This is a genomic window from Paenibacillus sp. NPDC058898 (genome assembly GCF_049316025.1).
Taxonomy (GTDB): Bacteria; Bacillota; Bacilli; order Paenibacillales; family Paenibacillaceae; genus Paenibacillus_AQ.
Genome location: NZ_JBMOSM010000002.1, coordinates 761,646 through 787,204 on the forward strand (window position 1 = coordinate 761,646; position 25,559 = coordinate 787,204).

Genomic DNA, 25,559 nt, shown 5'->3' on the forward strand with positions numbered 1-25,559 from the left:
ACTGAATACAAAGGGGTAGATTCTATGAAGAATGGTACGCGTTCTATCGATGTCATCACGTTCGGTGAATCGATGGGATTATTATATCCGGAAGGTACACGGGGCATAGGCCAAGGAGGAAGCATGGCACAATCCTTCGGTGGTGCCGAAAGCAATCTCGCTATCGGATTAGCCAGGCTTGGCTGCAGCAGCGGATGGTTCGGTCAACTCGGCAACGATCCGATCGGAACCGGTATTTTGAAAACGCTTCGAGGCGAAGGGGTCGACATTTCCGCCGCCAGACAAACGGATGTTGCACCAACCGGTCTTATGCTGCGGCAGAACGTTCGCGGTCAATCCTCCGTCTATTACTACCGCAAAGGCTCTGCCGCCAGCCAAATGACACCGGACCATGTAGACTCCGAATACATAGCCAATGCTCGCATCCTTCATTTTACAGGCATCACCGCAGCTTTAAGCAGCAGCTGCCTGGACACGATACGTCATATCATTTCCGTATGCAAAGCGCATGACGTCCTGATCAGCTTTGACCCTAACCTCAGGCTCAAGTTATGGAATATCGAGGAAGCACGTCCTGTACTGCTGGAGCTTGCGGAAGTCTGTGATTATTTTCTTCCAGGCTATGATGAATGCAAGCTGCTGTTCGAAACAGAGGACGAGCAGGTGATCCTGGATCGTCTGCGACAGCTCCCCGCCATGTCCGTTATCAAAAGTTTCAATGGGAGCAATGTTATTGTCCACAAGAACCACACCTATTCCCTTCCCTTTGAGCAGGTGGATCAAGTGGTGGATACCGTGGGAGCAGGCGACGGCTTCTGTGCCGGTTTCCTTGCTGGTATTGCCAAAGGCTGGACACCCGAAGAAGCTCTTTCGCTGGGCGGCTTAACCGGCTCCCTGGTGATCCAAGCGCTCGGTGATTGGGAAGCACTTCCGACATGGGAAGAAGTAGAGCAGCGGCGCGGGAATGCTGCTCATATCGAACGTTAACTCCTGTTCTTTCAACGAGCCATCTTTCTAACATCCATTCATAGACGAGAAGGAGTGTGTTAACATGAAAAAACTAAGACTAATCGAACAAATTCATCATACAGGTGTCGTCGCTGTCCTTCGCGGGGATTCCCCCGAAGAGGTTGTCGAGATTGCCAAACGTGCGATTGAAGGCGGTATCAAGGTAATCGAAGTAACCATGACTGTACCGTTTGCTACCGAAGCCATTACAACGCTGGCCAAGATGTACTCCTCCAAAGATCCGCAAGCGGATAATTATGCCATTATCGGCGCAGGCACGGTTTTGGATGCTGAAACAGCCAGAATCACCATACTTGCCGGCGCCGAGTTTGTGGTCTCGCCCGGCTTTGACCGCGATACCATTCTGCTCAGCAATCGTTACCGCATCCCGGTGATGCCGGGTGCCGTAACTGTTCATGATATTGTCGCCGCTCTTGAGCTTGGCGTCGATGTCGTTAAACTCTTCCCGGGGAATTTGTACTCCCCATCCGTCATTCCATCCCTGAAGGGCCCGCTCCCGCAAGCCAACATCATGCCAACCGGGGGCGTAAATTTGGACAATCTGCATGAATGGATCAAGGCCGGCGCGTTTGCGGTCGGGATTGGATCGGATCTAACCAAGGACGCGCTGAAGAATGGAGACTTCAATCTGATTACAGAAAAGGCACGAGCTTATATCAACGCATTTAAAGAAGCTCATGCCCAAAGATAAAAAATGATGTACTGATTTTGCAATACATTTTTTGCTAAATATTGTTATTCATAAACAGACAAGCCTATCAAGAGTCGACTTGATAGGCTTGTCTGTTTATTTAATCCGTCTCTTTTTGAACCAACGCTTCTGCGTAAGCATTCCCGTCGTAAACCCGCCTGCTACTATTGTCAAAACGGAATACATGAAGGTGCTTCCCGACAGCAGGATGCCTCCGAAACCGATGATAACGACATCCATCAGCAAAATAATGACGCCTACATTTAACGGCAAATATTTTGCCAGGAAATGCGCCAACAGGTCCGTTCCGCCCGTGCTTGCATTGTTTCTAAGCATAAATCCAAGGCCGGCTCCGATCAAAGCCCCGCCCAGAGGCGCGCTTAGGATGACATTCGGGGCAAAAAATCGCAAAAAACCCGGTTGCAGCGGTGAAAGCAAATCGATGATAAATGAAGATATCAGCATGCCTGACAGACTATTGTAAAAGATTTCGCGATTTAATATCCAGGCTGCGATAAACATGGGAATGCTGCACAAAATGATGACGAATCCGATATGTAGATCAAACACATAGTTAGCAATCAGAGCAATGCCGATAACTCCACCATCCAAAACTTTATGCGGGACAAGAAAAAAATTGGTCCCCATCGCGATCAGAAAACTGCCGATCACGATAATGACATGTTTTCGAAATGACACCATTTCCCCATCTCCATTTATAAGGGCATGTCTTATTTATATGCTTGTCATTTCGAAAAATTGCGAACTTGCTGTCCCGCATTTAAAAAAAATTCCACCGTGTTCAATTCGGATGCTTTTCGCTTTTAATCTTTTACATAAATTAAACGCTCGGTCCGTGCCATCACCTTGGTCTTCATATATGGATAATTCTCATAACAATAATCCACAAAATACCCTGGCTTCTCTCCATTCCAAGGGAAAGTATCGTAGTGCATCGGAATGGTCAGATCGAATCTCGATACTGCGGCAAGCTCTGCGGCCTCCCGGAAGCCCATATTTCCAACGATCCCATCATTCCGGCGGAAGGCATCTCCCCCGTTGATCGGCACCATCCCGATATCAATCGAATATGCCTGTAATCTTTCAACCAGACCAGGATAAACGACGGTATCTCCTGCATGGTAAATCAACACGCCCTGGATATCCACCAGATATCCGACATATCGGTGTCCAAACTGTTCATGCTCATCCAAGGTTTCATGGGCAGCCGGAATCGCCATCAGACGGAAGCCCTCAAACTGCTGCCATTGATCGCACACCGCCGCGAACAAGCGCGCCGGTGCGACGCCAGCCTCTCTCATCGCTTCATGACAGCAAGCTGGTGCAACAAAGGCTGTCTCCGGATTCTGTTTGGCTATGACCGCAATCGTTCCCAGATCCATATGATCGTCATGCTCATGGGTGATTAGTACCATGTTCGCATTCGTGATATGCTCCGGCTTCAGCGGTGCAGGGAATGCACGCTTAAATCCCGCCTTGCGTTCCAGATCCTCTGACATATAAGGGTCGATGTAAATGACAACCTCCCCGCCTTTAAGGACAACGCTCTCCTGCCCCAGAAACCATACCGCTGCCATCCCTTCGGCTGTGGACGTCCGGTTGATTTCTTCGATAAGCAACTCGGGACCTCGACCCTTACTGTTCTGTTCCATCATCATCTCTATTATCTCTCCTTTCATTTTCTATCACGACTAGATTATAACATGCAGTCATTTGTAGAAATGGCCCAACCCACAAAGAAAAAAACGAGTCCAGAGTAAGCAAAAATGCCCATTCCAAACTCGTTTTGTCTCATCTATATGAATCCTAATTACGTTCAAGCGACTTCTTCCATAGACCAAGCAGCATGCCTGATATTACCGCGCCAATGAGGACGGCCAGCAAGAACAGAAGCGCATGATTCGCCAGTGCGGCAACAAAAATCCCCCCATGAGGAGCAGGGACGTTAATGCTCCACAGCTGCGTCAACCCACCGGCAACCGCCGAGCCTAGGATACAGGATGTCAGCACACGCAGCGGATCGGCTGCGGCAAACGGGATCGCGCCCTCCGTTATGAAGGAAAGGCCCATCACGTAGTTGGTCACGCCGGACTTTCGTTCCTGCTCCGTAAACTTATGCTTGAAGAACGTCGTTGCCAGCGCAATGGCGAGCGGAGGAACCATCCCGCCAGCCATAACCGCAGCCATCATGGCACCGTTCGTGTTGCCGCTGGATGTAAATACGCCGATCGCAAATGCATAAGCCGCTTTATTAAAGGGACCACCCATATCAATCGACATCATTCCACCCAGAATAAGACCGAGAATCACCGCGTTGCCGGTACCCAGATTGTTCAGAATATCAATCAGACCGAGATTGATCCAGCTGAAGAACGGATCAAACAGGTAGAACATGATTGTTCCGGTGACAAGGAGGCCGACAACCGGGTACAGCAGAATCGGCTTTAAGCCGTCAAGCGCTTTTGGCAGTCCGGCAAATGCTTTGCGCAGCAGGATCACCACATAACCCGCCAGGAAACCTGCCGCAAGTCCGCCTAGGAATCCCGAATTGGAATTGAGGGCCATCAGGCCTCCGACCATGCCGGGCATCAATGCCGGACGATCACCTATACTCAGTGCAATGAATCCCGCCAGAACCGGAATTAGGAAGTGGAAGGCGCCGTCTCCCCCGCCAATCGTCTGCAGCAGTTGAAAGAGGGGATGATGTTCACCTGCAAGCTGCTCGATCAGGAAGGAGATAGCAAGAAGAATGCCGCCTCCCACGACGAATGGCAGCATATGCGAAATACCATTCATCAGGTCCTTATACACTTTAGTGCCAATACTGCCCTTCTCTTTCGCCTGCGACTCACCGCCGCCTTCGCTCCGGTAGATCGGCGCATCGCCGCTCATCGCCTTGCGAATCAGCTCCTCCGATTTGCGGATACCGTCGCTGACAGGTCGCTGGAGCACGGGCTTTCCGTTAAAGCGGGCCATTTCCACGTTTTTGTCGGCCGCAATGATGACGCCTGCAGCCCTGCGGATTTCCTCTTCCGTCAACACGTTTTGCGCACCTTCCGAGCCATTGGTCTCCACCCGAATTTCGACGCCCATTTCCTGGGCTTTCTTCTTCAGGGCATCTTCAGCCATAAATGTATGGGCAATACCGGTTGGGCACGCCGTTACGGCAACAACAAAAGCTTCCGAGGTTCCGGCAGGAGCATTCCGTTGGTCAGATTCGGGAGCGCCGCCGGACTCCTGACGGTTGTTCTCGGCTTCCTTTTTTGCCGCCTCCCTTCTCTTGGCCGCTTCCTTCTCCGCTTTGGCAGCTTCTTCGATCTCCTGTTTCGAATCGAATAAAGCCGTCACTTCCCCGGGCGTGTTCGTATTCATCAATTGACCGATGAATTCCGCATCGATCAGCAGCCGTGATAGCGCTGCAAGTGTGCGGAGATGGGTATTCCCGGCTCCTTCCGGAGCAGCGATCATAAAAAACACATACGCCGCCTCTCCGTCCAGCGCTTCGAAATCCACGCCCTGTCTGCTCTTGGCAAACACAACGGTTGGTTCATTAACCGCTTTCGTCTTTGCGTGCGGCATCGCGATGCCGCCCCCGATCCCCGTACTGGATTCGGCTTCACGCTTCAGAACCATCTCTTTGAACAAGACCGGATCGTTGATCCGTCCGCTTGCTGCCAGGCTTGCGATCAATTCATCAATGGCTGCCTCCTTCGTGACCGCCTTCAGGTCCATGATCATCGTTTCTTGTATCATTAAATCCGTAATTTTCATGCTGGTTCACACTCCCTTGAAATCATCGTGATGACTACCACGCCATAACCGCGTCATAACCGCCGGATTCGTAGTAAAGCAGCTTACCATTCCGTGATCCTAACCTGCGGAAGAAGTCGATCAATCGTTTCCCGCACAGCCAAATCGTCCGAGAACGCCGTCGCGCTTCCCGAGGCGACCCCTGTCCGGAATGCCTCGATCGGATCCTTGCCCATCGCAAGCGTACCGACGAATCCGGCAATCATCGAATCGCCGGCCCCAACAGAATTACGGACTGTACCTGACGGTACGTTGGCATGATATACCCGATCAGTCGTGATAAACAGCGCCCCTTCGCCTGCCATGGAGATAAGGACATGCTGCGCTCCTTCCTCAAGCAGCTTTCGGCCATACTCCACAAGCTTCTCGCTTGAGTCGATAACAACGCCGAATAACTCGGCCAGTTCGTGATGATTCGGCTTCACGAGGAGCGGCTTCCAAGCCAAAGCCTTCATCAGCGCCTCGCCGGTGGTGTCCATCACGAATTCGGCGCCGCTCTTCCGGCACGCTTCGATAAGACGGCCATAGAAGTCAGGACCCAGCGAAGGCGGAACGCTGCCGGACAACACAACGATATCCCCTGCTTGAAGCTGTGACAGCTTATGAAGCAGCTCTTTCGTCTCTTCCTCATGGATGATAGGACCCAGGCCGTTGATCTCGGTCTCGTCGCCATGCTTAAGTTTGACGTTGATGCGAGTATCGTCCGCGATATTTACGAAATCAGTCCGAATTCCTTCCTTGCCCAGCATCTCGTCTATATAACAGCCGGTGAATCCGCCCAGGAAACCGATGGCCGTATTATCAGCTCCAAGCTGGTTCAGCACCCGCGATACATTAATTCCTTTCCCCCCCGGAAACTTCATGTCCCGGCTCATTCTGTTCAATCCGCCAAGCTCCATATGCTCAACTTCCACGATGTAATCAATGGAAGGATTCAGTGTTACCGTATATATCATCATGATCCCTCAATTATTTTGGTTTTCTGTGAGATGGCCTTCTTCCATGATTCCGGCAAGGGCTCTGTAATTAGCGTCGCTTCGTTCAGATCCAGCAATTTAGCGAAGGAAACCTCACCTATTTTGCTGGAATCCGCAAGGACATAACTGGAGGCGGACAGCTGGTGGGCTCGCCGCTTAATCAAGGCTTCTTCCGGATCCGGCGTGGTGTAGCCCATCTCTACATCCACACCGTTCGTGCCCAAAAAGCAACGGTCAAAACGGAAGTTGTCCATATTTTGCAGCGCAATGCTTCCGATGACGGCTTTGGTATGAATTTTCATCATGCCGCCCAGTAGATAGCTTTTGATTCGCTTGCTTACCAGCGCTTCAATGTGGGATAAACCGTTTGTAACAACCGTGACGTCCTTCGCGTCGATGAACGGTATCATCGCCAGCGTGGTCGTTCCCGCATCGAGGTAAATGCTTTCTCCATCCTCCACCTGTGCGGCCGCTAAACGAGCAACGACATTTTTTTGTTGAATGTTTTTGAACGTTTTTTCCTCAATTCCAGGTTCCTGTATCTTAGGACTCGGCAGAGCCGCTCCGCCATGAATGCGCTTTAATAATTGACGTTCTTCAAGGTCGATCAAGTCACGCCTTACTGTTGATTCCGAAGCTTCAAGGAGATCAACCAATTCCTGCAACTTCACGACGCCGCGTTCTTGCAAGCGCTCTAGAATGATTCGGTATCTTTCTTCCGTCAGCATAATGAATCCCCTCCTCATTGCATATAGTACCATAACTATCTCGAAAAACAATCTAAAACTTTCAAAAACATTCACAATCATTCAGGGAATCCGAGAATCATTTACCATATCGGATCATTTCCATTCGCCATTTTTTTCTTGTTCATGATAGTTTACCCATTATCAAGCCGGCAAGTGTCGAAACATCACATAAACGTTTGTAACCTGCAGCCTCTACACTATATACTGGTAAATAGGAAACTCTCACAGTATAGAAGAGGTGACATGAATGGACCAATTGAAAGAAGCCTATGAGCGAATGGGTCTACCGGAGGATGCAACCAAGGAACAACTCGACGACCGGTATACGCTGCTCATGCGCCAAACCCGCTCACATCAAAGGCGGGAGCCGGACCGGGCGGAGGAGTTCGAAGCCGAGTTTGCCGAAATCACCAAAGCCTATAAATTCATCCTTGAAGAAGAAAACCGTAAAGCTTTGGAAGAGATGAATCAGAAACGGTACGGTAAATATAAAAGGTTTGCCGGGACAGCGGAGAAAACCGATCATTTCTTCCGTTATTATAAATTTCATGTGCTCGGCGGTATTGCTCTAGTCGGCGTACTCATTTATATCGTGATCAGCATGTTCAACCATCAGGCCGAGAAAGAACGGTTAGCCAATCTGCCCCCGGTTGATCTGGAAGTCATGTTCCTCGGATCTTATATGAATCAGGATGGAGGACAAGACCTCAAACCGATCGAAGACGCGATTCTGGCGCAATTCCCCGATTGGAAACGCGTAACCGTTAACATTAACTATGTACCGCCTCTGGATTCCAACAATCCGCAGGATGCAGCCATGCTGCAAAAGGCACTGCTTGTACTGTCCACCGAGCGCCCGGACTTGTACATTATGGATCAGACTGCCTTTGATTGGGTGGGCAATCAAGGGATGGTACGTCCGCTCGAAGCAGAGGTTGAAGGCGAGCTAAAGGAACTGCTCACGCCGGAGATGCTGATAAAGGGGAAAAATGAGGAAGACGGTTCGGAGCATGTGTATGCCGTTGATATTATGGGCAGCCCGCTTGGCGAAGAACTGCCTGTCCTTAAGAAAGAAATGTTTGCGGGCATTCGTGAAGGCACGGAACGTGACGCAAATGCATTGCGCTTCATTAAGCAATATTTGGAGACGTCCAAGCAACAATAGATGCTCCCATCCGATATAAACAACAAAAACAGCCTCGCTGCTTAGCCTTATGGCCAAACAACCGAGGCTGTTTTTATGCGTATTATTGATTAACGATCGAGCTCAAGGATGTAAAGGCATGCGTGGCAAATCCTTCGGAAGGTTCACGGTGAGGGTTATTGACGCGGAAAATATAGCCCCGTCCGTCAATCTCATCCACAATGTACATCTGGGTTAGGCTCTCACCTTCGCCTATCATATACACGGACGCATCCTCCATGCCCTTATGCTTCTCATTGTTGCCAGCCTCACGAACTTTACCTGCCTCGGCAAGCTCTTTCTCCGCTTCCCGCTTGAGTTCATCCTCGTTATAATCCGAAGGCAGCTTCGTTATCTCGACATAATAATCTGGATCCACATTCATGGTCAGTTTGTTCGTCTTTGCATCAAAGGAAAAGATATCAAATATATACAGCGCGTAGCCATCACCCTTGACCAGTTTAGCTGTTTTGGTCTCTTTCATGCCCTCCAGCTCAAGTTCAAAATCCTGGGTTGCTGGCAGCTGCGCGTTCTCTGAACCCGTGCCCCCGCCTCCCTCTACCACCGTCAGCTTGGTGAGGATCAGTTGTTTCAATTCCTCTTCGCCCTCAATGGGCTGCTCCCAATACTCATACGAGACGGACTCATCTCCCTGAAGCTTGGATATCACTTGGTCCATACCAACGCCCAGACGGAACGCGGAAGGGCCATCTGCTGTTTCAATTTCAACGGAATTGTTATCAATTTGACCTACATAGGTACCAATTCCCTGCTTAATCTCGTACTTCGGCTCTTCGACGGGTTCAACCGGTTCCTTGACATTATCCTCTATTGGATTCGGATTAGCCGGCGGCTGAGAAGTTGGGTCTTCACCTCCGCATGCCGTTATCGCCATCAGCAGCATTGCAGCGGTCGTTAATGCGATCATTTTGCTCAAATGCCTTCGCTTAGCCATAAAACCACCTCCATCATGATTAACGGGAAACTTATGGAATATGTTGCACAATCATCGCCTTTTTGGCGTATGCTCACAGTACCCGCCCCAAAACGACAAGAGCATTCCCTTTTCCCATCAAACAAGGTATTCTAGTAATACAAGATTCAATTAGTTGATAAAGGGAGATGTTCATGTCTGGTAAAATTAGAATTTTTGCTGACAGTACTTGCGACTTACCACCTTCATGGATAGAAGAATATAATATCGGCATCGTTCCGCTTTACGTCGTATTCGGAGAACAATCCTTGCGCGACGGAGTCGACATTACGCCGGAACAGCTATACGCCAAAGTCGACCAGATCGGCAGCCTGCCCAAAACAGCGGCACCTTCTCCGTCTGACTTCATTGCGGCCTTCACGCCTTCCATTGAACAAGGCGAGGATATCCTGTTCCTCAGCATTTCTTCAGAGCTTTCTTCCACCTACCAAAATGCGTTGATCGCCGCAGGTGAGCTGCCCGAGGGCCGGGTTGCCGTGTTTGATTCACGCAATCTTTCCTCCGGCATCGGACTGCTTGTCATGAAGGCTGTTCACGCGGCCAATGAAGGTTTATCCATACCGCAAATTGTGGAGCTATTAAGCCGTACGGTAAATGAAGTGGAGTGCGAATTCGTTGTCGATACGCTGGATTACTTGTATAAAGGCGGACGCTGTTCCGGCATGCAAAACATCATCGGCAGCCTGCTGAAAATCCGCCCCGTTATCAAAGTCGTGGACGGCGGCATGATCCCCGCTTACAAGGTACGCGGCAAAAAAGAGAAGGCACTGGAGCAGATGATCCAAAATGCGCTGGCTCAAGTGGACAAAATGGACAATGATCTGATTGTTGTTGTACATACCATGGCCGAAGAGGAAGCCCGCTTCCTGCAGAAGCAGCTGCAGGAGAAAACAGGCGCACGGCAGGTTAGCATTTCTACGGCGGGTTGCGTCATTTGCAGCCACTGCGGTCCTCAAACCGTCGGTCTCATGTATACCAAGAGGCCTTCATAATATTTATCATCCGAAAAAGACAGTCCTGCTTTATAACGCTCTGCTGCAGGACTGTTTTTTCTGTAGTCAGTCCTCCTATCGGGCACTTAGTCCCTTATTAAACGGGCTGCCTATTGGCTAAACATGTCATCCTAGACTAAAGTCTAGGTGAAACATTCCCCGAAGGACCGAGGACATCCCCATCCATAACATGGTATTCTTGGATTAATCAATCTACAAAAGGAAAGGAACGAAGTTTGTATGACGAAACGTACAATCTTGGCACCGCTGCTCATCCTGCTCGGCGCATACTTGCTCTTAAACCAAGGCGGATCGGTAGGCGCCGGTTCCATCTTCGCCACATTCTGGCCTACCTTGTTCGTGATCCCGTTAGGCCTGTTTTTTCACTGGATGTACTTCTCGCTGGTTGGACGACAGGGTATCGGACTGTTGATACCGGGCGGCATTCTGCTCACAGCTGGTATTGTCAGCCAAATCGCTTCCTTGTTTGACTCGTGGGGTTCCATGTGGCCCGGCTTTATCCTGGCCGTTGCGGCAGGGCTGTTCGAGTTCTACTGGTTCGGATCGCGTAACAAGTGGCTGCTCATCCCGATTAACATTCTGACCGTATTGTCGCTGCTGTTCTTCGTGGTATTCTCAATCGGACCTGTGCTGAATTATCTGTCCGTTGTACAGCCTGTCATCGCCGTGCTGCTTGTGCTTGGCGGAGCTTGGCTGATGCTCGGACGGAAGAGACACGGTTAAGCATCCGCTGCGCCAAACCGTTAACAACGCATAAAGGCACTCCGAAGGTTGGTTAACCTTTGGAGTGCCTTTATGTTATGGATGCCCTGCGTATGCATCAAGAAGAGGCAGCAGCAGCTAAGGTTTCACTGCTGTGAAACAGATGATGAACGCTGCGGATATAACGGACGGTTCTCGTGCCGGAGTACATCATGACGGAATGCGTCTCGGCCCGCTGACCTGGCATATACTTCACGCCGCGCAGGAAATCGCCAGCTGTCACGCCGGTTGCCACGAATAATACGCCTTCGCGCCCTACCATATCCTCCATCGTCAGCAGCTGCTCCGGATGTTTCAGCCCCATGTCCTGGCATCTAATAAAATCCTCCGGTGTCTCCGGTATAAGCCGTCCCTGAATTTCTCCGCCCAGGCATCTCAAAGCGGCGGCAGCGAGAACGCCTTCCGGAGCCCCTCCGGAGCCCACATAGAGATCGACTTCACTGTCGGTGCAGGTCTCGATCGCTCCCATGACATCTCCGTGACTCAACAGTTTAATCCTTACCCCGGACTCTCGCAAAGCCTTGATCATCGCGCTGTGTCGCTCACGATCGAGAATGGATACCGTCATCTCCGACAGTGGCTTTGATAAGATCTCCGATGCTTTTCGAAGGGTTACCTCAATCGGATCATTCAAACTCAGCTTGCCCGCAAGCTCGGGTCCAACCGCGAGCTTATGCATGTAAATATCGGGTGCATGCAGAAGGGTTCCGCGGGGAGCTGCGGCAATCACGGACAACGCGTTGTTCAGCCCGCTGGCCACCGTTTCCGTTCCTTCGAGTGGATCCACTGCTACGTCCATCTTCGGACCTTTGCGGTTCCCTACGCGCTCTCCAATATACAGCATGGGCGCTTCATCCATCTCACCTTCTCCTATGACAACGACCCCATCCATCGCTGCGGAATCAAAATGCTTGCGCATGGCAACCGTCGCGGCTTCATCAGCACTGTTCTTGTCACCTCTTCCTGTCCACCGGGCGGATTGCAGCGCCGCTTCCTCCGTCACTCTTACAAGCTCCAATGCTAATGAACTCTCCATGAATGAATCCCTCCTTTTAGCTTTTTTCATTACCGATGCAGCTTATTTCAAATAATTCGTAATCAGTCCTGCGGTTTCCTCAATCGCCTTGTCAGTAACATCGATGACGGGACATCCGAGCTCCGCATACAGCGACAACGCATAATCCAGTTCTTCTTGTATCCGCTCAAGGGATGCATATTGCACCTGGTGCGGCAATCCCATGACCTTTAAGCGCTCGCTGCGGATTTTAAGCAGATGCTTCGGTTCGATCGTAAGCCCGATAATCGTGCCGTCCGTTACTTCTCTAAGCTGTGAAGGGGGCGACATCTCCGGTACGATCGGAAAATTGACCGTTTTGTAGCCTTTATGAGCGAGAAACATCGATAGCGGCGTCTTGGATATTCGGGATACGCCCAGCAATATGATGTCCGCCTTCAAAATGGCGCTAACGTCCTTGCCATCGTCATATTGGACAGCGAATTCCATCGCGTCGACCCTCCGGAAATAGCTGTCGTCCAAGCGATGCAGCAGCCCCGGCAGCCGTTTGGGATAGTCGTTGAACGTATCGGCAAATGCCTGCATCATCGGCCCCATAATATCCACCGTACGAATGTTGAGTCGCACGGCTTCCTCCCGCATTACCTCGCGAAGCTCCGGCTGCACGAGCGTGTAAGCCACAAAGCCTCCGCGCCGCGCCACCTCCTCCATCAATTCGGTCAATTCATCCTCGTCGCGAACGTTCATATAACGTTTAATCTCTGTATTCGGAAGCTCGAACTGGCGTAACGTAGCTTGCACAACCGCTTCAGCCGTCTCCCCAATGGAGTCCGAACAGATTGCTATGAAATGTGTTAATGCCTGATTCATCCGATTCCTCCCATTATTCCTCGGCTACCATATCGAGCAGCATTTTGATAATATTCGTTTTTGTAATCCGACCCACAACCTTCCAGTGTTCCCCCGGATTCCCCGTGGTGGATGGTACAACAACTGGCAGGCTATCGATTTGATGATTGATGATTTTTCGTGCGGCATCCAGCACCGTATCTTCCGGCTGCACGGTTGTCACGTTAGCCCGGCGGGTCATGATCAGGCTTACCGGCATGGAGGATGCCGTTGGGTTGCCAAGCGTTACCTTAAGCAAATCCTTGCGGGACACAATCCCGGCCAGATGGCCGTCGGCATCGGTAACGATCAGATTCCCCACGTTCTCCAGAAACAAGGATACAACGGCTTCATGAATCGTCGTGGTCTCACGCACAATAACCGGAACACCGTGCAGATCGCCAACCTTCATTTTGAGCAGGCGAAACTTCTCCTCCCGGTCGCGCGTACCCCGCTTTCCCAGAAAGTACCCTACCTTTGGCTTGGCATCAATATAATCCAGAACCACCAGTTTGGATAAATCGGTACGAAGGGTGGCTCGGCTGACATTCAGCATCTCCGCAATCTGATCTCCTGTAATCGGTGCATGTTTTTTTACGATATCGACGATATCCTGCTGCCTTGTCGTCAGTTCGATAGTGATCCCTCCTGCGTGCATTTCCTCTACTTGCCGATATAATACGTCATATATAATATATATGCAACATATTTTCGTCCAAAAATACATAATTAGGTATTAATCATTTTTTTGATGCCCATCAAAATAAGTTATAAATCCACTAAAAAAGCATGCTTCAGGAAAGTTTCCTCCCCCATAAGCATGCTTTGTGTTTGTATTTACTTTTCATCTAACCATTATCAATTGTTTAATCTTGAGGGTCTGTACCTTTGCATTCTCCTTTACCGCAAAATCCATAAATGATCTTCACTCCGTCGGTTGGAATCGTGTCCACCATTTCATCACATCTGGAGCATATAATCAGGCCCCATTCCTCGTTTGCCTTGCCTTTCGCTGCCTCTGGACTTGTTAACGCTTTCATAACATTTCCTCCTTATGTTTTTTCACTTTGCTGCAAGGCTGTTTACGCTTTGTTATCAAGGGGTAACTCGATTCGCCACATCTTACTGAAGACCAGACCAACCGTTTCGCTAACATACATCCCTTTATTTTCCACTATATTCTTAATGTATTGGGTAAGAAATGAAGATATGAGTAAATTATGATTATGAAACAAAAAAACGTTAAGTAATATTTATGTCATCATGATTCATGTGTGGAGGATAGGGGATACCCTTAATTTGGCATGATATGATAATATATACTTCAGATTTAATGGAAATTGACATTATAGACGGAGGGTTTGGATTGAAGAAGACATGGCAGCTCATTAAGAAAGGAAACACCTCATCCGCGATAGCGGCACTGGGCAACACGGGACTGGCCATAATCAAGGGAATTGCAGCGTCTGTTAGCGGCAGCGGCACGATGTTTGCCTCCGCTATGCATTCCGTGGCCGATGCCGTAAACCAGGGGTTTGTATTCGTAGGCAGCGTGCTCGCCGAGCGGAAGCCGACCAAGAAGTTCCCTACCGGATTCGGCAGGGTCATAAATCTGGTTTGCATGGTCGCGGTGATCGTGGTTACCATCATGGCCTACGAAACGATACTGAAAGGTTTCAAGCTGTTAAACCATCCGGAAGAAGCCACAAATTTCTGGCTTAATTTTATTGTGCTGGCCATTGCCGTTATCATTGACGGTTCCATACTGGTTAAAGCCATGAAAGAGATTATGAAGGAAACCCGTGTTCAAGCATCCGGCCTTGCCCTGCTGCCCGCCGCTTTCAAAAATGCCGGCCGTGCTGCCCCGCCTACACGGCTTGTGTTCTATGAAGACATCGTGGCTACACTCGGCGCCCTCTTTGCTCTGGTTGCCATTATATTCGCATATTTCTTTAACTTCCTCATCCTGGATGGAATCGCCACAATCCTGATCGGCTGTCTGATGGTAGGCGTTGCCTTTAAGGTCGGATATGACAATATGGTCGGCCTAATCGGAGTCGCCGCTCCGAATGAAGTGGAAGAGAAGATCTCCCAGATCATTCTCGGCGATCCGGATGTCCGCGACATCAATCGTCTTCGCATCCTGCAGGAAGGGCGCAACTATCATGTGGAGGCCTACATTGAACTGAAGAAAGGGATGACCCTGGCCGAAGCAGGCCATTCCAAAATGAGAATCAACGCCCTGCTGACCCAGGATCCGAACATCTCGGATGTGACCTTGGGCATCCTGGAGGACGATGGCATCAAGCTCTGGAATCCGAGCGATCCTATAGATAACTAAAAGAGAAAGAGGCGTACCTCAGAGTCCGAATGGACCTTGGGTACGCCTCTTTTTTCATACGACTCTTACTGATTGCGCTTCAGGAATTCGACCATCCGGGCATAAGCGATTTTTTCGTTGGCCTTCTTCGTAATGCCATGCCCCTCGTCTTCGAAAACAAGATATTCCACGTCACGGCCCTTCGCTCTCAAGGCTTCGACGATTTGGTCAGATTCCTCTTTGACGACACGCGGATCGTTAGCCCCTTGGATGATCAGCATCGGGTTCACCATATCATCCAGGTACGTAATCGGCGAATCCTTGATAAAGCGTTCTTTATCCCGTTCCGGATCGCCTATCCAGCGCTCCATAATCGGCTTCCAGTGCTCAGGTACCGAGTTGTAGAAAGTAAACAGGTTGCTGACCCCGACAATATCAATGGCCGCTTTGAAATACTCCGGATTACGCCCTGCCAGCAGCAGAGTCATATAACCGCCGTAGCTTCCGCCCATCACGAAGAGTTTCTCACGGCTCGATATGCCTTGCTCGAACAGCCAATCCATGCCTGCCAAGCAGTCCTTACGCGGTCCCTCGCCCCAATCCTGCTCCACCAATTTCACGAAGGAGCTGCCGTAACCCGTGCTTCCCCGGAAGTTCGGGCAGAAGATGTGATACCCTTTGGCCAGGATATACTGGAACATCGAACGGAACTGCTTGCGTTCCGAGGCTTGCGGGCCGCCATGCGGCCAAAATACCGTATAACCGTTCGCCACGTGGTCTTTGGCACGGAACAGGAGGGCTTCGATCTCCATGCCGTCAAAAGAGGGATACGTTACGACCTCAGGCGTCACCATGTCCTCGTCGGTTAATCCGGTCAGGACATTCTTCGTGATCATGCTCCATGCGCCATTCACATACCGGTAAATGTTAAGCGGCTTCACGGCTCCGCGGGCCAGCAGGTACAGATTGCCGGATTTCGTCACGTTCAGCTGCTCCACGATGTCCGATGGAAGAGGAATGGCGGTTAGCTCACCACTGTCTAGCGAATAGGCATACAGTCGATCCTCCACCCCTTTTTCCGTGACGATGTAAAGCGTCCGTGAATCCTTATGATAGCGCAAGAGCTGGATGCTCTCCCGGTCAATGCGGCACAGCGGTTCAAACTTCTGCTGAGCAATGTCGTAAGTGGCTACATATGAAAATTCCGATTCGTAATCCGTTGCAAATATGATCTGGTCATTGCTGGCGAACAGCACATCGCCTGAAATATGCACCTGGTCAGGGGAAGGCGTCAAGCACAACGGCTCTTGGCCTTCACGCTTCACGTAACTGACATAGTAGGTGTTGGCATACATTTGGGTATACGCGATGGTTTTCTCGTCAGGACTGACAGCACACATTTCGGTTGACGTAACCTGGCCTTCAAGCAGCAGCTGATCCTCTTTGGTATCCAGATGGTATACGCGCGAGTTCAGAAAGGATGGATTGTCTTTCGACGTAACGTAATATAAGCGCTTGCCGTCCTCTGACAGATGAACGAAATAATGTTTGTCATCCGCATCAGCCCCTTCGAACAAAGGCATCGGTTCGCCACCATTCCAAGGCAGCGCATGAAACTGATAATTCTCATTCCCGTCACGGTCAAACGCCGTTAAGATATGTCGCCCTTCCGGGTCCAGCTTGATAAAGCTTGCGATCTGATCATTGTATGTAAGCGGATAAGGGTAGGACGTCTCTCCTTCTAACTCTATGGCCCATAAATTAAACTTTCCGTTCAGGCTGCTGCTGAACACGAGCCGTGACTCGTCTGCGCTGATTCCGAAGGTACGAATGCCATACGTTTGAAAAAATTGCTCCACATCGGGTTTAGGAAATTCGATCATTCATTTGCCTCCCTGACCTCATTTTATTATCCATCGGTTAATAAATGGAGAAGTTTGCCAACCACTGGATTAATCCCATTATAACGCAAAGCTTTCTAAGGGGCATCATTACATAGCCTGGCAGATTGCTACGACTGTGGACCGAGATGAGGCACTTTTTGACCTAAGGCTAGCCTGTGCGTTTGCCATCATCCGTTCACGGATTCCCTCTTCAGCCCGCATATCTGCACCAAGATTCCATATAAATGATAAGAACCATGTTTTTAATAACGAAGGGGGGATTCTCGTGCACCAAGACGAGATCGCGGAACTGGAACGTTCCATTGCGGAGATTACCGAGATCGCTACAGGCTTTGGCCTTGATTTTTACCCTATGCGATATGAGATCTGCCCGGCAGACATCATATACACCTTCGGTGCCTACGGCATGCCAACCCGGTTCAGCCACTGGAGCTTCGGAAAAACCTTTAATAAAATGAAGATGCAGTACGACTTCGGCCTTAGCAAAATCTACGAGCTCGTGATCAACTCCAATCCGTGTTATGCGTTTCTCCTGGACGGCAACTCCCTGATTCAGAATAAACTCATAGTCGCCCATGTCCTTGCACACTGCGATTTCTTTAAAAACAACGCCCGCTTCTCCGTCTCCAACCGTAATATGGTCGAGAGCATGTCGGCTACAGCCGAGCGCATCTCCCGCTATGAGATCGAACATGGCACGGAGGCGGTTGAGCAGTTTATTGACGCCGTGCTAGCGATTCAAGAGCATGTGGATCCCCATATCATAAGACCGGATAAACTTGATAAGCAGCGGTACACCGCACGGCGGATGCAGGCGCAGAAGGAGGAATCCAAGCGGCAGAAGCCTCCCGGCCGGTACGACGATTTATGGGATATGGACGAAGACGGTGAAGACAAAGCCGACAAATTGCCGGCGTCACCCAAACGCTTCCCGCCCGAGCCGGAGAAAGACATCATGTGGTTCATTCAGGAGCACTCCGACATTCTGGAGGATTGGCAGCGAGACATTATGAGCATGCTGCGGGAGGAGATGCTGTACTTCTGGCCGCAAATGGAAACCAAAATCATGAACGAGGGCTGGGCTTCGTACTGGCACCAGCGCATTCTGCGGGAGATGGACCTAACCAGCGAGGAAACGGTGGAATTCGCCAAGCTTAACGCCTCGGTGGTACAGCCGTCGCGCCACAGCCTGAACCCCTACTACCTTGGACTGAAGATCTTCGAGGATATCGAACGCCGCTGGGATCGGGAGAAGATGTTTGATGTCCGCGAATACGACTCCGATATCTCTTTCCTGCGCAATTATTTGACAAAGGAATTGGTGGAGGATCTGGACCTGTATGTCTTTGAGAAAAAAGGCCCGGAGTGGAAAATCACCGACAAGGCATGGGAGAACATCCGCGATCAGCTGGTCGTCTCCCGCGTAAACGGCGGCTCGCCGTTTCTCGTCGTGACCGATGGCGATCATCTCCGTTCCGGCGAGCTGATGATCAAGCATCTGTACGAAGGCATTGAGCTCGACCTGAAGTATATGGAGCGCACCATCCCTTATGTCTACCGGCTCTGGGGCAAACCCGTGCATCTGCACAGCATGATCGAGGGCAAACCGATCCTGTTCTCCTATGACGGCAAGAAGCTCCATCGGCGCTTTATTTAACAACGCAATGCTTGAAGGACAATATGGAGCCATATAACAAACAGCACCCGCACATGAGGGAATTCTCCTCAACGCGGGTGCTGCTGTTGTTTACAGATATCCTTAATCTATTCGCTTCTTAGGTCCCTGTTATACGCTTACCTTCTCGGATACGGTTCCCTCTTGGACATCGTGCTTCTGAACATCATATTCATGTTGAAGCGATTCCAAATCATCGGCCAGCTTTTCCATCATTTTCACAAAAGCAGCCAATTCCTGCGAGCTTGCCGCCTGATTACGTGCGTTCATGGACGTTTTTTCCGATTCCTGCTCCACAAGACCCAGCTTGCGAATAATGCCGCTAACCTTGTCCTGAATCTCATCCATCGCCTTCTTGGAGTTGGTGGCCAGCTTTCGGACTTCCCCGGCAACCACCTCGAAACCTCTGCCTAATTCCCCGGCATGAGCAGCCTCAATTGCCGCATTCAGACCGAGCAAGTGGCTCTGATCCGAGATTTCCCTGATCAAGCTGCCCATCTGCTCAATATGCAGAATTTCCTCGCCCAGCTCGGAAGTCAGAGTATGCGCTTTATCCTGTGCCTCTGCTGTTTTGATTGCATTGTCAGCCATTAACGCCGCGCTTTGATCCAGCTCCACGATCATGGCAGTCAATTCTTGAACTGCATTTGTAATCGCTTCCAACATTCTTTGTTGATCCGATACCAAATTGCTGATCTTCTCTTTCTCTTTCATTTCGTAAGCTTCCAGGACGAGCTGGGAGTCTAAATTAAACATCTTGCTCAGCGCATGCACCACTTGGATCCACTGATCCGGTACGATTTGCTTCAGTAAATCGGTGGCGATGTCCAGATAAACCATGTAACTTCCAAGGTAATAGTCTGTTTTCAGGCCGATTCTGGAGTGAACTTGTCCGATCTTAATCCGTTCGGCAATATAAGCATCATCCACTCTCCCTGCCGCAAGTGACATCCAATATACCCGCTGAGTCTCCTTAAGCCGTTCCACGGTCGAGGTACGCTCGATAATCTGCATCAGCTGCGGCTGCGTCCCGATCTGCGCGTAAAACCGGTTAACGACCTCTTCAACCACCTTCGCAAACACATCACGATGTTTAGCCAGCAGTTCCAACCCTTGTTCATCCAATCCGATATACTCCAACTGTTGGCGTCTTTTCGGGGAAACATCAATCATTTCGAAAAATCCACTCCTAAATAACGTGATCCATCTCACAGGTTCAAGTACTTAGGGTCCATTATAGACTATATTTACCACCTAGACATAATGCTAAAGTCCTAATTATGTGTATATTTGCACCTCCTAACCGGGCTATTTCATCCCGAAGCATGAGAAACCACCCTAACTTCTTGGGTGGCTTCTCATAGCATTCCATTATTCTATCCGGTATTACCGATTCAATAGACTGCCCACATAACGCAGCAGCTCGTTCGCGCATACCGGGCAATATCCATGCTCCTCGATCAGTCTGGAGCTAACCTCGTTGATCCGTTTCAACTGCACGGCATCCGGCGTTTTGGTCGAGGTTGTAATCTTGACGATATCCTTCAGGTCAGTGAACAGCTTCTTCTCAATCGCCTCGCGCAGGCGCTCATGATTGTGATACTCGAACTTTTTACCCTTCCGGGAATAAGCCGAGATGCGAATCATGATCTCTTCCCGAAAAGCCTTCTTCGCGTTTTCCGAGACGCCGATCTGCTCCTCGATCGAACGCATCAATCTTTCGTCCGGATCCATCTCTTCATCCGTTAACGGATCGCGAATTTTCGTCCAGTTGCAGAATGCTTCGATATTATCCAAATAATTCTCGAACAGCGTCTTGGCAGACTCCTCGAAGGAATACACAAAGGCCTTCTGGACTTCCTTCTTCGCCAGATCATCATACTCCTTGCGTGCGGCGGCAATAAAATTCAGATAGCGCTCCCGCTCCTCCTTGGCAATCGAAGCATGCTGATCCAGCCCATCCTTGATCGCCCGCAGCATATCCAGCGCGTTAATGCACTGAAGATCCTGCTTAATCAAAGCACTGGATATCCGGTTAATGACATATCGCGGATCAATCCCGGACATGCCTTCTTCCAAATATTCATTCTGCATCTCTTTCAGGTCCGCTTCTTTATACCCTTCGACTTCCACCCCATCGTACATCCGCATCTTCTTGATCAGATCCATCCCTTGCTTCTTCGTTTCCTTCAGACGCGTCAAAACGGAGAATATCGCGGCAGAACGAAGCGCGTGCGGCGCGATGTGAATATGCTTCATATCGCTTTGGCCGATCAGCTTCGAGTAGATCTTCTCCTCGTCGCTAACTCTCAGGTTATACGGAATCGGCATGACAATCATCCGCGATTGCAGCGCCTCATTTTTCTTATTCGCGATAAATGCTTTATACTCGGATTCGTTGGTGTGGGCCACAATCAGCTCATCGGCGCTAATTAGCGCAAACCGGCCCGCTTTAAAGTTCCCTTCCTGGGTCAGGGAGAGCAAATTCCACAGAAATTTCTCGTCGCACTTCAGCATCTCCTGGAATTCCATCAAACCGCGGTTCGCTTTGTTTAACTCGCCGTCAAAGCGATAGGCCCGCGGATCCGATTCCGAGCCGTATTCCGTGATGGTGGAGAAATCGATGCTGCCGGTTAAATCGGCAATATCCTGCGACTTGGGATCGGACGGGCTGAATGTGCCGATGCCGACGCGGTTCTCCTCGGAGATTAACACCCGCTCGACTTCAACCTGTTCGATATCTCCGCCGTATTCGGTCTTGAGGCGAAGTTGGCAGGCCGGGCACAAATTGCCCTCGATCCGGACGCCAAGCTCCTTCTCGATTTCGGATCTTAGCTCCAGTGGAATCAGATGCAGCGGCTCCTCCTGCATCGGGCAGCCGGATATCGCATATATAGCCCCCCGATCGGTACGGGAATGCTTCTCCAGGCCGCGCTTCAGCAGCGTGACCAGCGTGGATTTCCCGCCGCTGACGGGCCCCATAAGCAGCAGTATGCGTTTGCGTACATCCAGTCTGCGGGCCGCGGAATGGAAATATTCCTCAACGAGTTTCTCAACAGCTCGGTCGAGACCGAAGATTTCCTGTTCAAAAAACTTATATTTTTTCTGACCCCCGCTCTCTTCGAAACCGTAGGATTCGATCATGTCATATACACGGGCATGTGCCGTCATGGCTGGAGAGGGATCCTTCTTAAGTATTTCAATGTATTCCCTGAATGTGCCGCTCCACGCCAAACGGTCGCCTTCTGCCCGATATGATGCTATGCGTTCGAAAATATCCATTTCGCTACCTCCTATGAGTCTGTTTATGGGGATTGGCTTCCATTCCACAGCGTCATTAGAAAACATTCCATTTTCGAAAAAGTGTATTACATACCTATGCGACTTGCTTGGAATAGTTGACCTTATTTTCGAAGTCATGCGCATGCAATTTATCTAACCACCGGTCCATTCTACACTCGGGTACGCCACGCGAGCCGTCCCCATGCTATACTGAAATTACATTAACTTGACATTAAAGCATCTTTCGAATAAAAGGAGAGTCATCATGGCGATAAAGCATGAAGCCGAGCTGTACGCTCCCCTGAAGGCCTTTTTTGAATTGAACGGATATGAAGTGAAAGGCGAGGTACGAAATTGCGATCTGGTCGGTATGAAAGAGGGCGCCGATGAACCGCTGATCGTGGAGCTGAAAAAAACATTCAATCTGGCCCTTCTGCTCCAAGGCATCGAGCGGTTGAAGCTGACTCCTTACGTTTACCTGGCCGTCGAGAAGAGCCGGGCGAAGAAAGGAGCGGTCAATCAGCGCTGGGCGGATCTGACGGGGCTTTGCGGACGATTGGGATTGGGATTCATTACGGTCACCTTCTACAAAACCAAAGCGCCCTTCATCGAGGTGCTCTGTGAGCCGGAAATGGCGGTACAGAAGGGAAGGACAGCCATCAGGCGCAAGGAACGCCTGTTGTATGAATTCCGTGAGCGCAGCGGTGATTACAATACAGGTGGGGTAACGAGAGCCAAGCTGGTTACCGCTTATCGCGAGAAGACGCTGCGCGTGGCTGCTGCCATGAATGCGGCGGAAGTGGAGCAGCAGAGCTCGCGTGAATCTCAGGAGGGGCATGAGCTTCAAGAAGGAACTGCCCCTGCGATACTGCCTGGTATTTCTCCCGCAGCTGTGCGGGATCGAAGCGGCGTTGGATCAGCGGCTGACATTCTGCAGCGCAATTACTACGGCTGGTTCCGTCGGGTGAGCCGCGGACGCTACGTGCTCACACCAGCAGGCGTACAGGCCCTGGCAGACTATGCTACCGTATTGAAATCATAAATTCTGGATGCAGACCTTCGAACAAGTAAATATTCGCCCATGAAAAAAAGCCGCTGATTCTCTTCCGAACCTGAAATCAGGCTCCATCAGCAGCTTTGTTATGTTATACACGATTCGTAAAAAGAAACCTTCCATGTCTAATTCCGGGCTGTAAATTCCATTACGGCCTCGCTGATGAGATTCATGCCGAGCAGCAGCTCATCCCGCCCCGGATGCGTAAAATTCAGCCGGATACACTCACGGGTATGATCAGCTGCCGAGCACATCGAGCCTGGCAGGAAAGCGGCTCCTTTTAATAGAGTAGCTCTTAGGAGCGCATCCCCATTCAATCCCGGAGGTAGCCGTACCCAGAGAAACATCCCCCCGGGAGGCACTGCATACTTCGAATCCTTCCACGCGCTGCGTTTCAGCAGTTCCACCATCAGCTTGAGCCTCGTTGCGTATTCCCGATTAAGCATGCCGATATGATCTTCCAGCTTAAAATGCTTCGATTCCAGCAGATGGTGCAGCATCCGCTGGTTCAGCATGCTGGATTGCCAGTCGGCCATCTGCTTCACGGCCGTCATCATCTCAATCAAGCGCCGGTTCCCGGCAGCCCATCCCGTACGCAGCGCTGGCGCAACGGTTTTACTGAACGAGCCCACATACAGAACATGTCCTCCCTGCGGCTCCTCAAGTGAGAAGATGGAAGGAATTCGGGGCTTCGGATTCTTGGGATCCGCAAAATAAAGATCACCGTAAGAATCATCCTCCACAATAAGAAGTCCGTGCGAGATACACAGCTCCAGCACCTGCTTACGCCGTTCCAAACTCCACATCACGCCTGTTGGATTAGTAAAATTGGGCGCAGCCATAAGCAGCTTCGGCTTGTGCTGCCGAATCATGGTCTCCAGGTGCTCCGGCAGCATCCCGTCTTGATCTCCCTCCACAGGCACGATGACGGCACCTTGGAGGCGCAGCACCTGAAGCAGTCCTGGTGAGGTTGGATTCTCCACCAGTACCGGGTCGCCCGGGTCCACATACACCCTGACCAGCAAATCGATGGCCTGCTGGGTGCCCGTTGTCAGCAAAATATGCTGAGGCAGGACACTCAGGCCTTTACGCCGGGAAAAGTCCTCGCTCAGCCACTCGCGCAGCGGCCCATACCCTTCTGCCTCACCGTACTGCAAGGCGAGTGGGTCCTCGGAGAGCACCGATGTCGCCGCTTCTGCCAGTGAATGCAAAGGAAACAATTCTTCAGCCGGCAGCTCTTCTGCCAAGGAAATAAAAGAATCCCGCTTCGCAAGTTCCCTGATATCGCGCAGCGGGGATGACAAAAGGGTCTGTGCACGGGAAGCAAAGGAAAACTGCATGGAAGTCCCTCCTCTAACCGTTATCAAAACCTCGGTTTTGTATTCAGGAGCCTCTTTACAACCTCTAAAAGGTATTCCTGATATTTATATATTATAACCTTAATCCTGCATTAGGCATAAATTTGCCGGCCTTGGCGGGTGTAGAGGGCATATTTCTCGATCGCCTGCGCACGAGTGGATACCCCCAGCTTCACATAGATTTTGCGGAGGTAATTGTCAATTGAGCGGCGGCTTACCTGAATTTCCATGGCGATTTTGTCGTATGTAATGCCCTGGACGATCCGTTCCATTATAAAAGCCTCCGTCTCGGAGAGCTGGAGTCCGCCTTCATTCATTGCAGAGGCCGTTAACGGCCAGATGCCTTGCCTTACCCAGTCGAGCGGCAACGAGGCAACGCCTTCCCGGAGTCCTCTAATCATATGTATGAGCTGAAAGGTGGATGCCTGTTTGGACAATAGGCCGCTTGCACCGCGGCTGATCAAGGATTGCAGCAACGGAAGGCCATCATTGTCGGTCATAATGACGACATGGGTCTTAGGGGACAGCTGCTTCATCTGCTCCAATACGGCTTCCGAGGTATGTTCCGACAAATGATAATCCAATAGTACCAAGTCAGGAAGCAAATCCCCGACCATTCGAAGCCCTTCTGAATCCGAGGATGTCATTCCCTCAACGAGCAGATCCTGCTGCTCTTCCAAAATCAATTTTGTTCCCAGCATGCTTGTAGGTTGACTGCCAACGATAACTACCCGCCAAACCTGATTCATTTTCTAATAGACCTCCTGTATCAGCAAACTTGAATCTCTAGTATCTCTATTAAGTAAGCGCCGTCAATTTCTTACATATCCGGTA

General features: G+C 50.4%; 23 protein-coding genes. 8 read left to right on the plus strand and 15 right to left on the minus strand.

Annotated features, from left to right (window positions below):
* Positions 1-24: 24 nt before the first annotated feature.
* Both ACOZB4_RS07770 and ACOZB4_RS07775 read left to right on the plus strand, forming a co-directional pair.
* Positions 25-987 carry a sugar kinase gene (locus ACOZB4_RS07770; RefSeq protein WP_379407785.1) on the plus strand — a complete coding sequence of 321 codons (963 nt, stop codon included), beginning with the start codon at positions 25-27 and terminating at the stop codon, positions 985-987.
* A 64-nt stretch (positions 988-1,051) separates the two neighbouring features.
* Entirely contained in the window at positions 1,052-1,720 is a 669-nt protein-coding gene (locus tag ACOZB4_RS07775) for a bifunctional 2-keto-4-hydroxyglutarate aldolase/2-keto-3-deoxy-6-phosphogluconate aldolase (protein WP_379407781.1), read from the plus strand.
* A gap of 96 nt (positions 1,721-1,816) precedes the next feature.
* On the opposite strand, the gene ACOZB4_RS07780 is transcribed toward ACOZB4_RS07775, so the two are convergent.
* The 5 genes from ACOZB4_RS07780 to ACOZB4_RS07800 form a co-directional block, all read right to left on the minus strand.
* Complete coding sequence (locus tag ACOZB4_RS07780; protein WP_076324433.1) at positions 1,817-2,422, minus strand: YitT family protein; 606 nt, start codon at positions 2,420-2,422, stop codon at positions 1,817-1,819.
* Between the two features lie 122 nt (positions 2,423-2,544).
* Complete coding sequence (locus tag ACOZB4_RS07785) at positions 2,545-3,399, minus strand: MBL fold metallo-hydrolase (RefSeq protein WP_379407774.1); 855 nt, start codon at positions 3,397-3,399, stop codon at positions 2,545-2,547.
* Between the two features lie 148 nt (positions 3,400-3,547).
* Positions 3,548-5,512 carry a PTS fructose transporter subunit IIABC gene (locus ACOZB4_RS07790; RefSeq protein WP_379407770.1) on the minus strand — a complete coding sequence of 655 codons (1,965 nt, stop codon included), beginning with the start codon at positions 5,510-5,512 and terminating at the stop codon, positions 3,548-3,550.
* An 83-nt stretch (positions 5,513-5,595) separates the two neighbouring features.
* Positions 5,596-6,507 (minus strand): 1-phosphofructokinase, encoded by a 912-nt coding sequence (gene pfkB / locus ACOZB4_RS07795; RefSeq protein ID WP_379408027.1) that lies wholly within the window; start codon positions 6,505-6,507, stop codon positions 5,596-5,598.
* Positions 6,507-7,256: a DeoR/GlpR family DNA-binding transcription regulator gene (locus tag ACOZB4_RS07800; RefSeq protein WP_379407766.1), complete on the minus strand. Its 750-nt coding sequence runs from the start codon at positions 7,254-7,256 to the stop codon at positions 6,507-6,509. Before ACOZB4_RS07800 ends, pfkB begins: the two co-directional genes overlap by 1 nt.
* Before the next feature lie 268 nt (positions 7,257-7,524).
* Here ACOZB4_RS07800 and ACOZB4_RS07805 point away from each other — a divergent pair, with 268 nt between their 5' ends.
* Positions 7,525-8,442, plus strand: coding sequence for a J domain-containing protein (locus tag ACOZB4_RS07805; protein WP_379407761.1), 918 nt, complete (start codon positions 7,525-7,527; stop codon positions 8,440-8,442).
* An 82-nt stretch (positions 8,443-8,524) separates the two neighbouring features.
* On the opposite strand, the gene ACOZB4_RS07810 is transcribed toward ACOZB4_RS07805, so the two are convergent.
* Entirely contained in the window at positions 8,525-9,415 is an 891-nt protein-coding gene (locus ACOZB4_RS07810) for a hypothetical protein (RefSeq protein WP_379407757.1), read from the minus strand.
* Between the two features lie 173 nt (positions 9,416-9,588).
* Here ACOZB4_RS07810 and ACOZB4_RS07815 point away from each other — a divergent pair, with 173 nt between their 5' ends.
* Together ACOZB4_RS07815 and ACOZB4_RS07820 are read left to right on the plus strand one after the other, a co-directional pair.
* Complete coding sequence (locus ACOZB4_RS07815) at positions 9,589-10,446, plus strand: DegV family protein (RefSeq protein WP_339267425.1); 858 nt, start codon at positions 9,589-9,591, stop codon at positions 10,444-10,446.
* Between the two features lie 240 nt (positions 10,447-10,686).
* On the plus strand, positions 10,687-11,190 hold the full coding sequence (locus ACOZB4_RS07820; RefSeq protein WP_076324440.1) for a hypothetical protein: 504 nt from the start codon (positions 10,687-10,689) through the stop codon (positions 11,188-11,190).
* Positions 11,191-11,287: 97 nt separating this feature from the next.
* On the opposite strand, the gene glpX is transcribed toward ACOZB4_RS07820, so the two are convergent.
* The 4 genes from glpX to ACOZB4_RS07840 all read right to left on the minus strand — a co-directional run bounded on the left by glpX (position 11,288) and on the right by ACOZB4_RS07840 (position 14,172).
* Positions 11,288-12,265, minus strand: a complete 978-nt coding sequence (gene glpX / locus ACOZB4_RS07825) for a class II fructose-bisphosphatase (RefSeq protein ID WP_379407749.1) — start codon at positions 12,263-12,265, stop codon at positions 11,288-11,290.
* Positions 12,266-12,307: 42 nt separating this feature from the next.
* Positions 12,308-13,114 (minus strand): pyruvate, water dikinase regulatory protein, encoded by an 807-nt coding sequence (locus ACOZB4_RS07830; RefSeq protein ID WP_076324442.1) that lies wholly within the window; start codon positions 13,112-13,114, stop codon positions 12,308-12,310.
* 13 nt (positions 13,115-13,127) lie between these two features.
* A complete protein-coding gene (locus tag ACOZB4_RS07835; RefSeq protein WP_009595798.1) occupies positions 13,128-13,790 on the minus strand; it encodes a helix-turn-helix transcriptional regulator in 663 nt (220 codons plus the stop codon).
* A 208-nt stretch (positions 13,791-13,998) separates the two neighbouring features.
* The gene (locus tag ACOZB4_RS07840; protein ID WP_076324443.1) at positions 13,999-14,172 is read right to left on the minus strand and encodes a GapA-binding peptide SR1P; all 174 of its coding nucleotides are present in this window, start codon (positions 14,170-14,172) and stop codon (positions 13,999-14,001) included.
* 326 nt (positions 14,173-14,498) lie between these two features.
* Here ACOZB4_RS07840 and ACOZB4_RS07845 point away from each other — a divergent pair, with 326 nt between their 5' ends.
* Positions 14,499-15,473, plus strand: a complete 975-nt coding sequence (locus ACOZB4_RS07845; RefSeq protein ID WP_379407732.1) for a cation diffusion facilitator family transporter — start codon at positions 14,499-14,501, stop codon at positions 15,471-15,473.
* Positions 15,474-15,538: 65 nt separating this feature from the next.
* Here ACOZB4_RS07845 and ACOZB4_RS07850 read toward each other — a convergent pair whose 3' ends face one another.
* The gene (locus tag ACOZB4_RS07850) at positions 15,539-17,335 is read right to left on the minus strand and encodes a S9 family peptidase (protein ID WP_379407724.1); all 1,797 of its coding nucleotides are present in this window, start codon (positions 17,333-17,335) and stop codon (positions 15,539-15,541) included.
* Positions 17,336-17,621: 286 nt separating this feature from the next.
* Between ACOZB4_RS07850 and ACOZB4_RS07855 the strand changes: the two genes are divergently transcribed.
* Complete coding sequence (locus ACOZB4_RS07855; protein ID WP_379407720.1) at positions 17,622-19,013, plus strand: SpoVR family protein; 1,392 nt, start codon at positions 17,622-17,624, stop codon at positions 19,011-19,013.
* Between the two features lie 129 nt (positions 19,014-19,142).
* On the opposite strand, the gene ACOZB4_RS07860 is transcribed toward ACOZB4_RS07855, so the two are convergent.
* Together ACOZB4_RS07860 and ACOZB4_RS07865 are read right to left on the minus strand one after the other, a co-directional pair.
* The gene (locus ACOZB4_RS07860) at positions 19,143-20,204 is read right to left on the minus strand and encodes a globin-coupled sensor protein (RefSeq protein ID WP_076324447.1); all 1,062 of its coding nucleotides are present in this window, start codon (positions 20,202-20,204) and stop codon (positions 19,143-19,145) included.
* Between the two features lie 213 nt (positions 20,205-20,417).
* Positions 20,418-22,313, minus strand: a complete 1,896-nt coding sequence (locus tag ACOZB4_RS07865; RefSeq protein ID WP_379407711.1) for a PrkA family serine protein kinase — start codon at positions 22,311-22,313, stop codon at positions 20,418-20,420.
* Positions 22,314-22,578: 265 nt separating this feature from the next.
* Between ACOZB4_RS07865 and ACOZB4_RS07870 the strand changes: the two genes are divergently transcribed.
* A complete protein-coding gene (locus tag ACOZB4_RS07870; protein ID WP_379407706.1) occupies positions 22,579-23,355 on the plus strand; it encodes a DUF2161 family putative PD-(D/E)XK-type phosphodiesterase in 777 nt (258 codons plus the stop codon).
* 137 nt (positions 23,356-23,492) lie between these two features.
* Here ACOZB4_RS07870 and ACOZB4_RS07875 read toward each other — a convergent pair whose 3' ends face one another.
* Complete coding sequence (locus ACOZB4_RS07875) at positions 23,493-24,707, minus strand: PLP-dependent aminotransferase family protein (RefSeq protein ID WP_076324450.1); 1,215 nt, start codon at positions 24,705-24,707, stop codon at positions 23,493-23,495.
* A gap of 110 nt (positions 24,708-24,817) precedes the next feature.
* Positions 24,818-25,474, minus strand: coding sequence for a DNA-binding response regulator (locus tag ACOZB4_RS07880; RefSeq protein WP_379407697.1), 657 nt, complete (start codon positions 25,472-25,474; stop codon positions 24,818-24,820).
* Between the last annotated feature and the right edge of the window lie 85 nt (positions 25,475-25,559).

Bases quoted from the DNA above. Each gene is read 5' to 3' on its own strand.
- ACOZB4_RS07815 (WP_339267425.1), top strand. From the start codon at position 9,589: ATGTCTGGTAAAATTAGAATTTTTGCTGACAGTACTTGCGACTTACCA.
- ACOZB4_RS07770 (WP_379407785.1), top strand. From the start codon at position 25: ATGAAGAATGGTACGCGTTCTATCGATGTCATCACGTTCGGTGAATCG.
- ACOZB4_RS07800 (WP_379407766.1), bottom strand. From the start codon at position 7,256: ATGCTGACGGAAGAAAGATACCGAATCATTCTAGAGCGCTTGCAAGAA.
- ACOZB4_RS07840 (WP_076324443.1), bottom strand. From the start codon at position 14,172: ATGAAAGCGTTAACAAGTCCAGAGGCAGCGAAAGGCAAGGCAAACGAG.
- ACOZB4_RS07865 (WP_379407711.1), bottom strand. From the start codon at position 22,313: ATGGATATTTTCGAACGCATAGCATCATATCGGGCAGAAGGCGACCGT.
- ACOZB4_RS07830 (WP_076324442.1), bottom strand. From the start codon at position 13,114: ATGAATCAGGCATTAACACATTTCATAGCAATCTGTTCGGACTCCATT.
- ACOZB4_RS07850 (WP_379407724.1), bottom strand. From the start codon at position 17,335: ATGATCGAATTTCCTAAACCCGATGTGGAGCAATTTTTTCAAACGTAT.
- ACOZB4_RS07790 (WP_379407770.1), bottom strand. From the start codon at position 5,512: ATGAAAATTACGGATTTAATGATACAAGAAACGATGATCATGGACCTG.
- ACOZB4_RS07875 (WP_076324450.1), bottom strand. From the start codon at position 24,707: ATGCAGTTTTCCTTTGCTTCCCGTGCACAGACCCTTTTGTCATCCCCG.
- pfkB (WP_379408027.1), bottom strand. From the start codon at position 6,507: ATGATATATACGGTAACACTGAATCCTTCCATTGATTACATCGTGGAA.
- ACOZB4_RS07775 (WP_379407781.1), top strand. From the start codon at position 1,052: ATGAAAAAACTAAGACTAATCGAACAAATTCATCATACAGGTGTCGTC.
- ACOZB4_RS07835 (WP_009595798.1), bottom strand. From the start codon at position 13,790: ATGCACGCAGGAGGGATCACTATCGAACTGACGACAAGGCAGCAGGAT.
- glpX (WP_379407749.1), bottom strand. From the start codon at position 12,265: ATGGAGAGTTCATTAGCATTGGAGCTTGTAAGAGTGACGGAGGAAGCG.
- ACOZB4_RS07780 (WP_076324433.1), bottom strand. From the start codon at position 2,422: ATGGTGTCATTTCGAAAACATGTCATTATCGTGATCGGCAGTTTTCTG.
- ACOZB4_RS07785 (WP_379407774.1), bottom strand. From the start codon at position 3,399: ATGATGATGGAACAGAACAGTAAGGGTCGAGGTCCCGAGTTGCTTATC.
- ACOZB4_RS07860 (WP_076324447.1), bottom strand. From the start codon at position 20,204: ATGATTGATGTTTCCCCGAAAAGACGCCAACAGTTGGAGTATATCGGA.
- ACOZB4_RS07805 (WP_379407761.1), top strand. From the start codon at position 7,525: ATGGACCAATTGAAAGAAGCCTATGAGCGAATGGGTCTACCGGAGGAT.
- ACOZB4_RS07810 (WP_379407757.1), bottom strand. From the start codon at position 9,415: ATGGCTAAGCGAAGGCATTTGAGCAAAATGATCGCATTAACGACCGCT.
- ACOZB4_RS07880 (WP_379407697.1), bottom strand. From the start codon at position 25,474: ATGAATCAGGTTTGGCGGGTAGTTATCGTTGGCAGTCAACCTACAAGC.
- ACOZB4_RS07820 (WP_076324440.1), top strand. From the start codon at position 10,687: ATGACGAAACGTACAATCTTGGCACCGCTGCTCATCCTGCTCGGCGCA.
- ACOZB4_RS07870 (WP_379407706.1), top strand. From the start codon at position 22,579: ATGGCGATAAAGCATGAAGCCGAGCTGTACGCTCCCCTGAAGGCCTTT.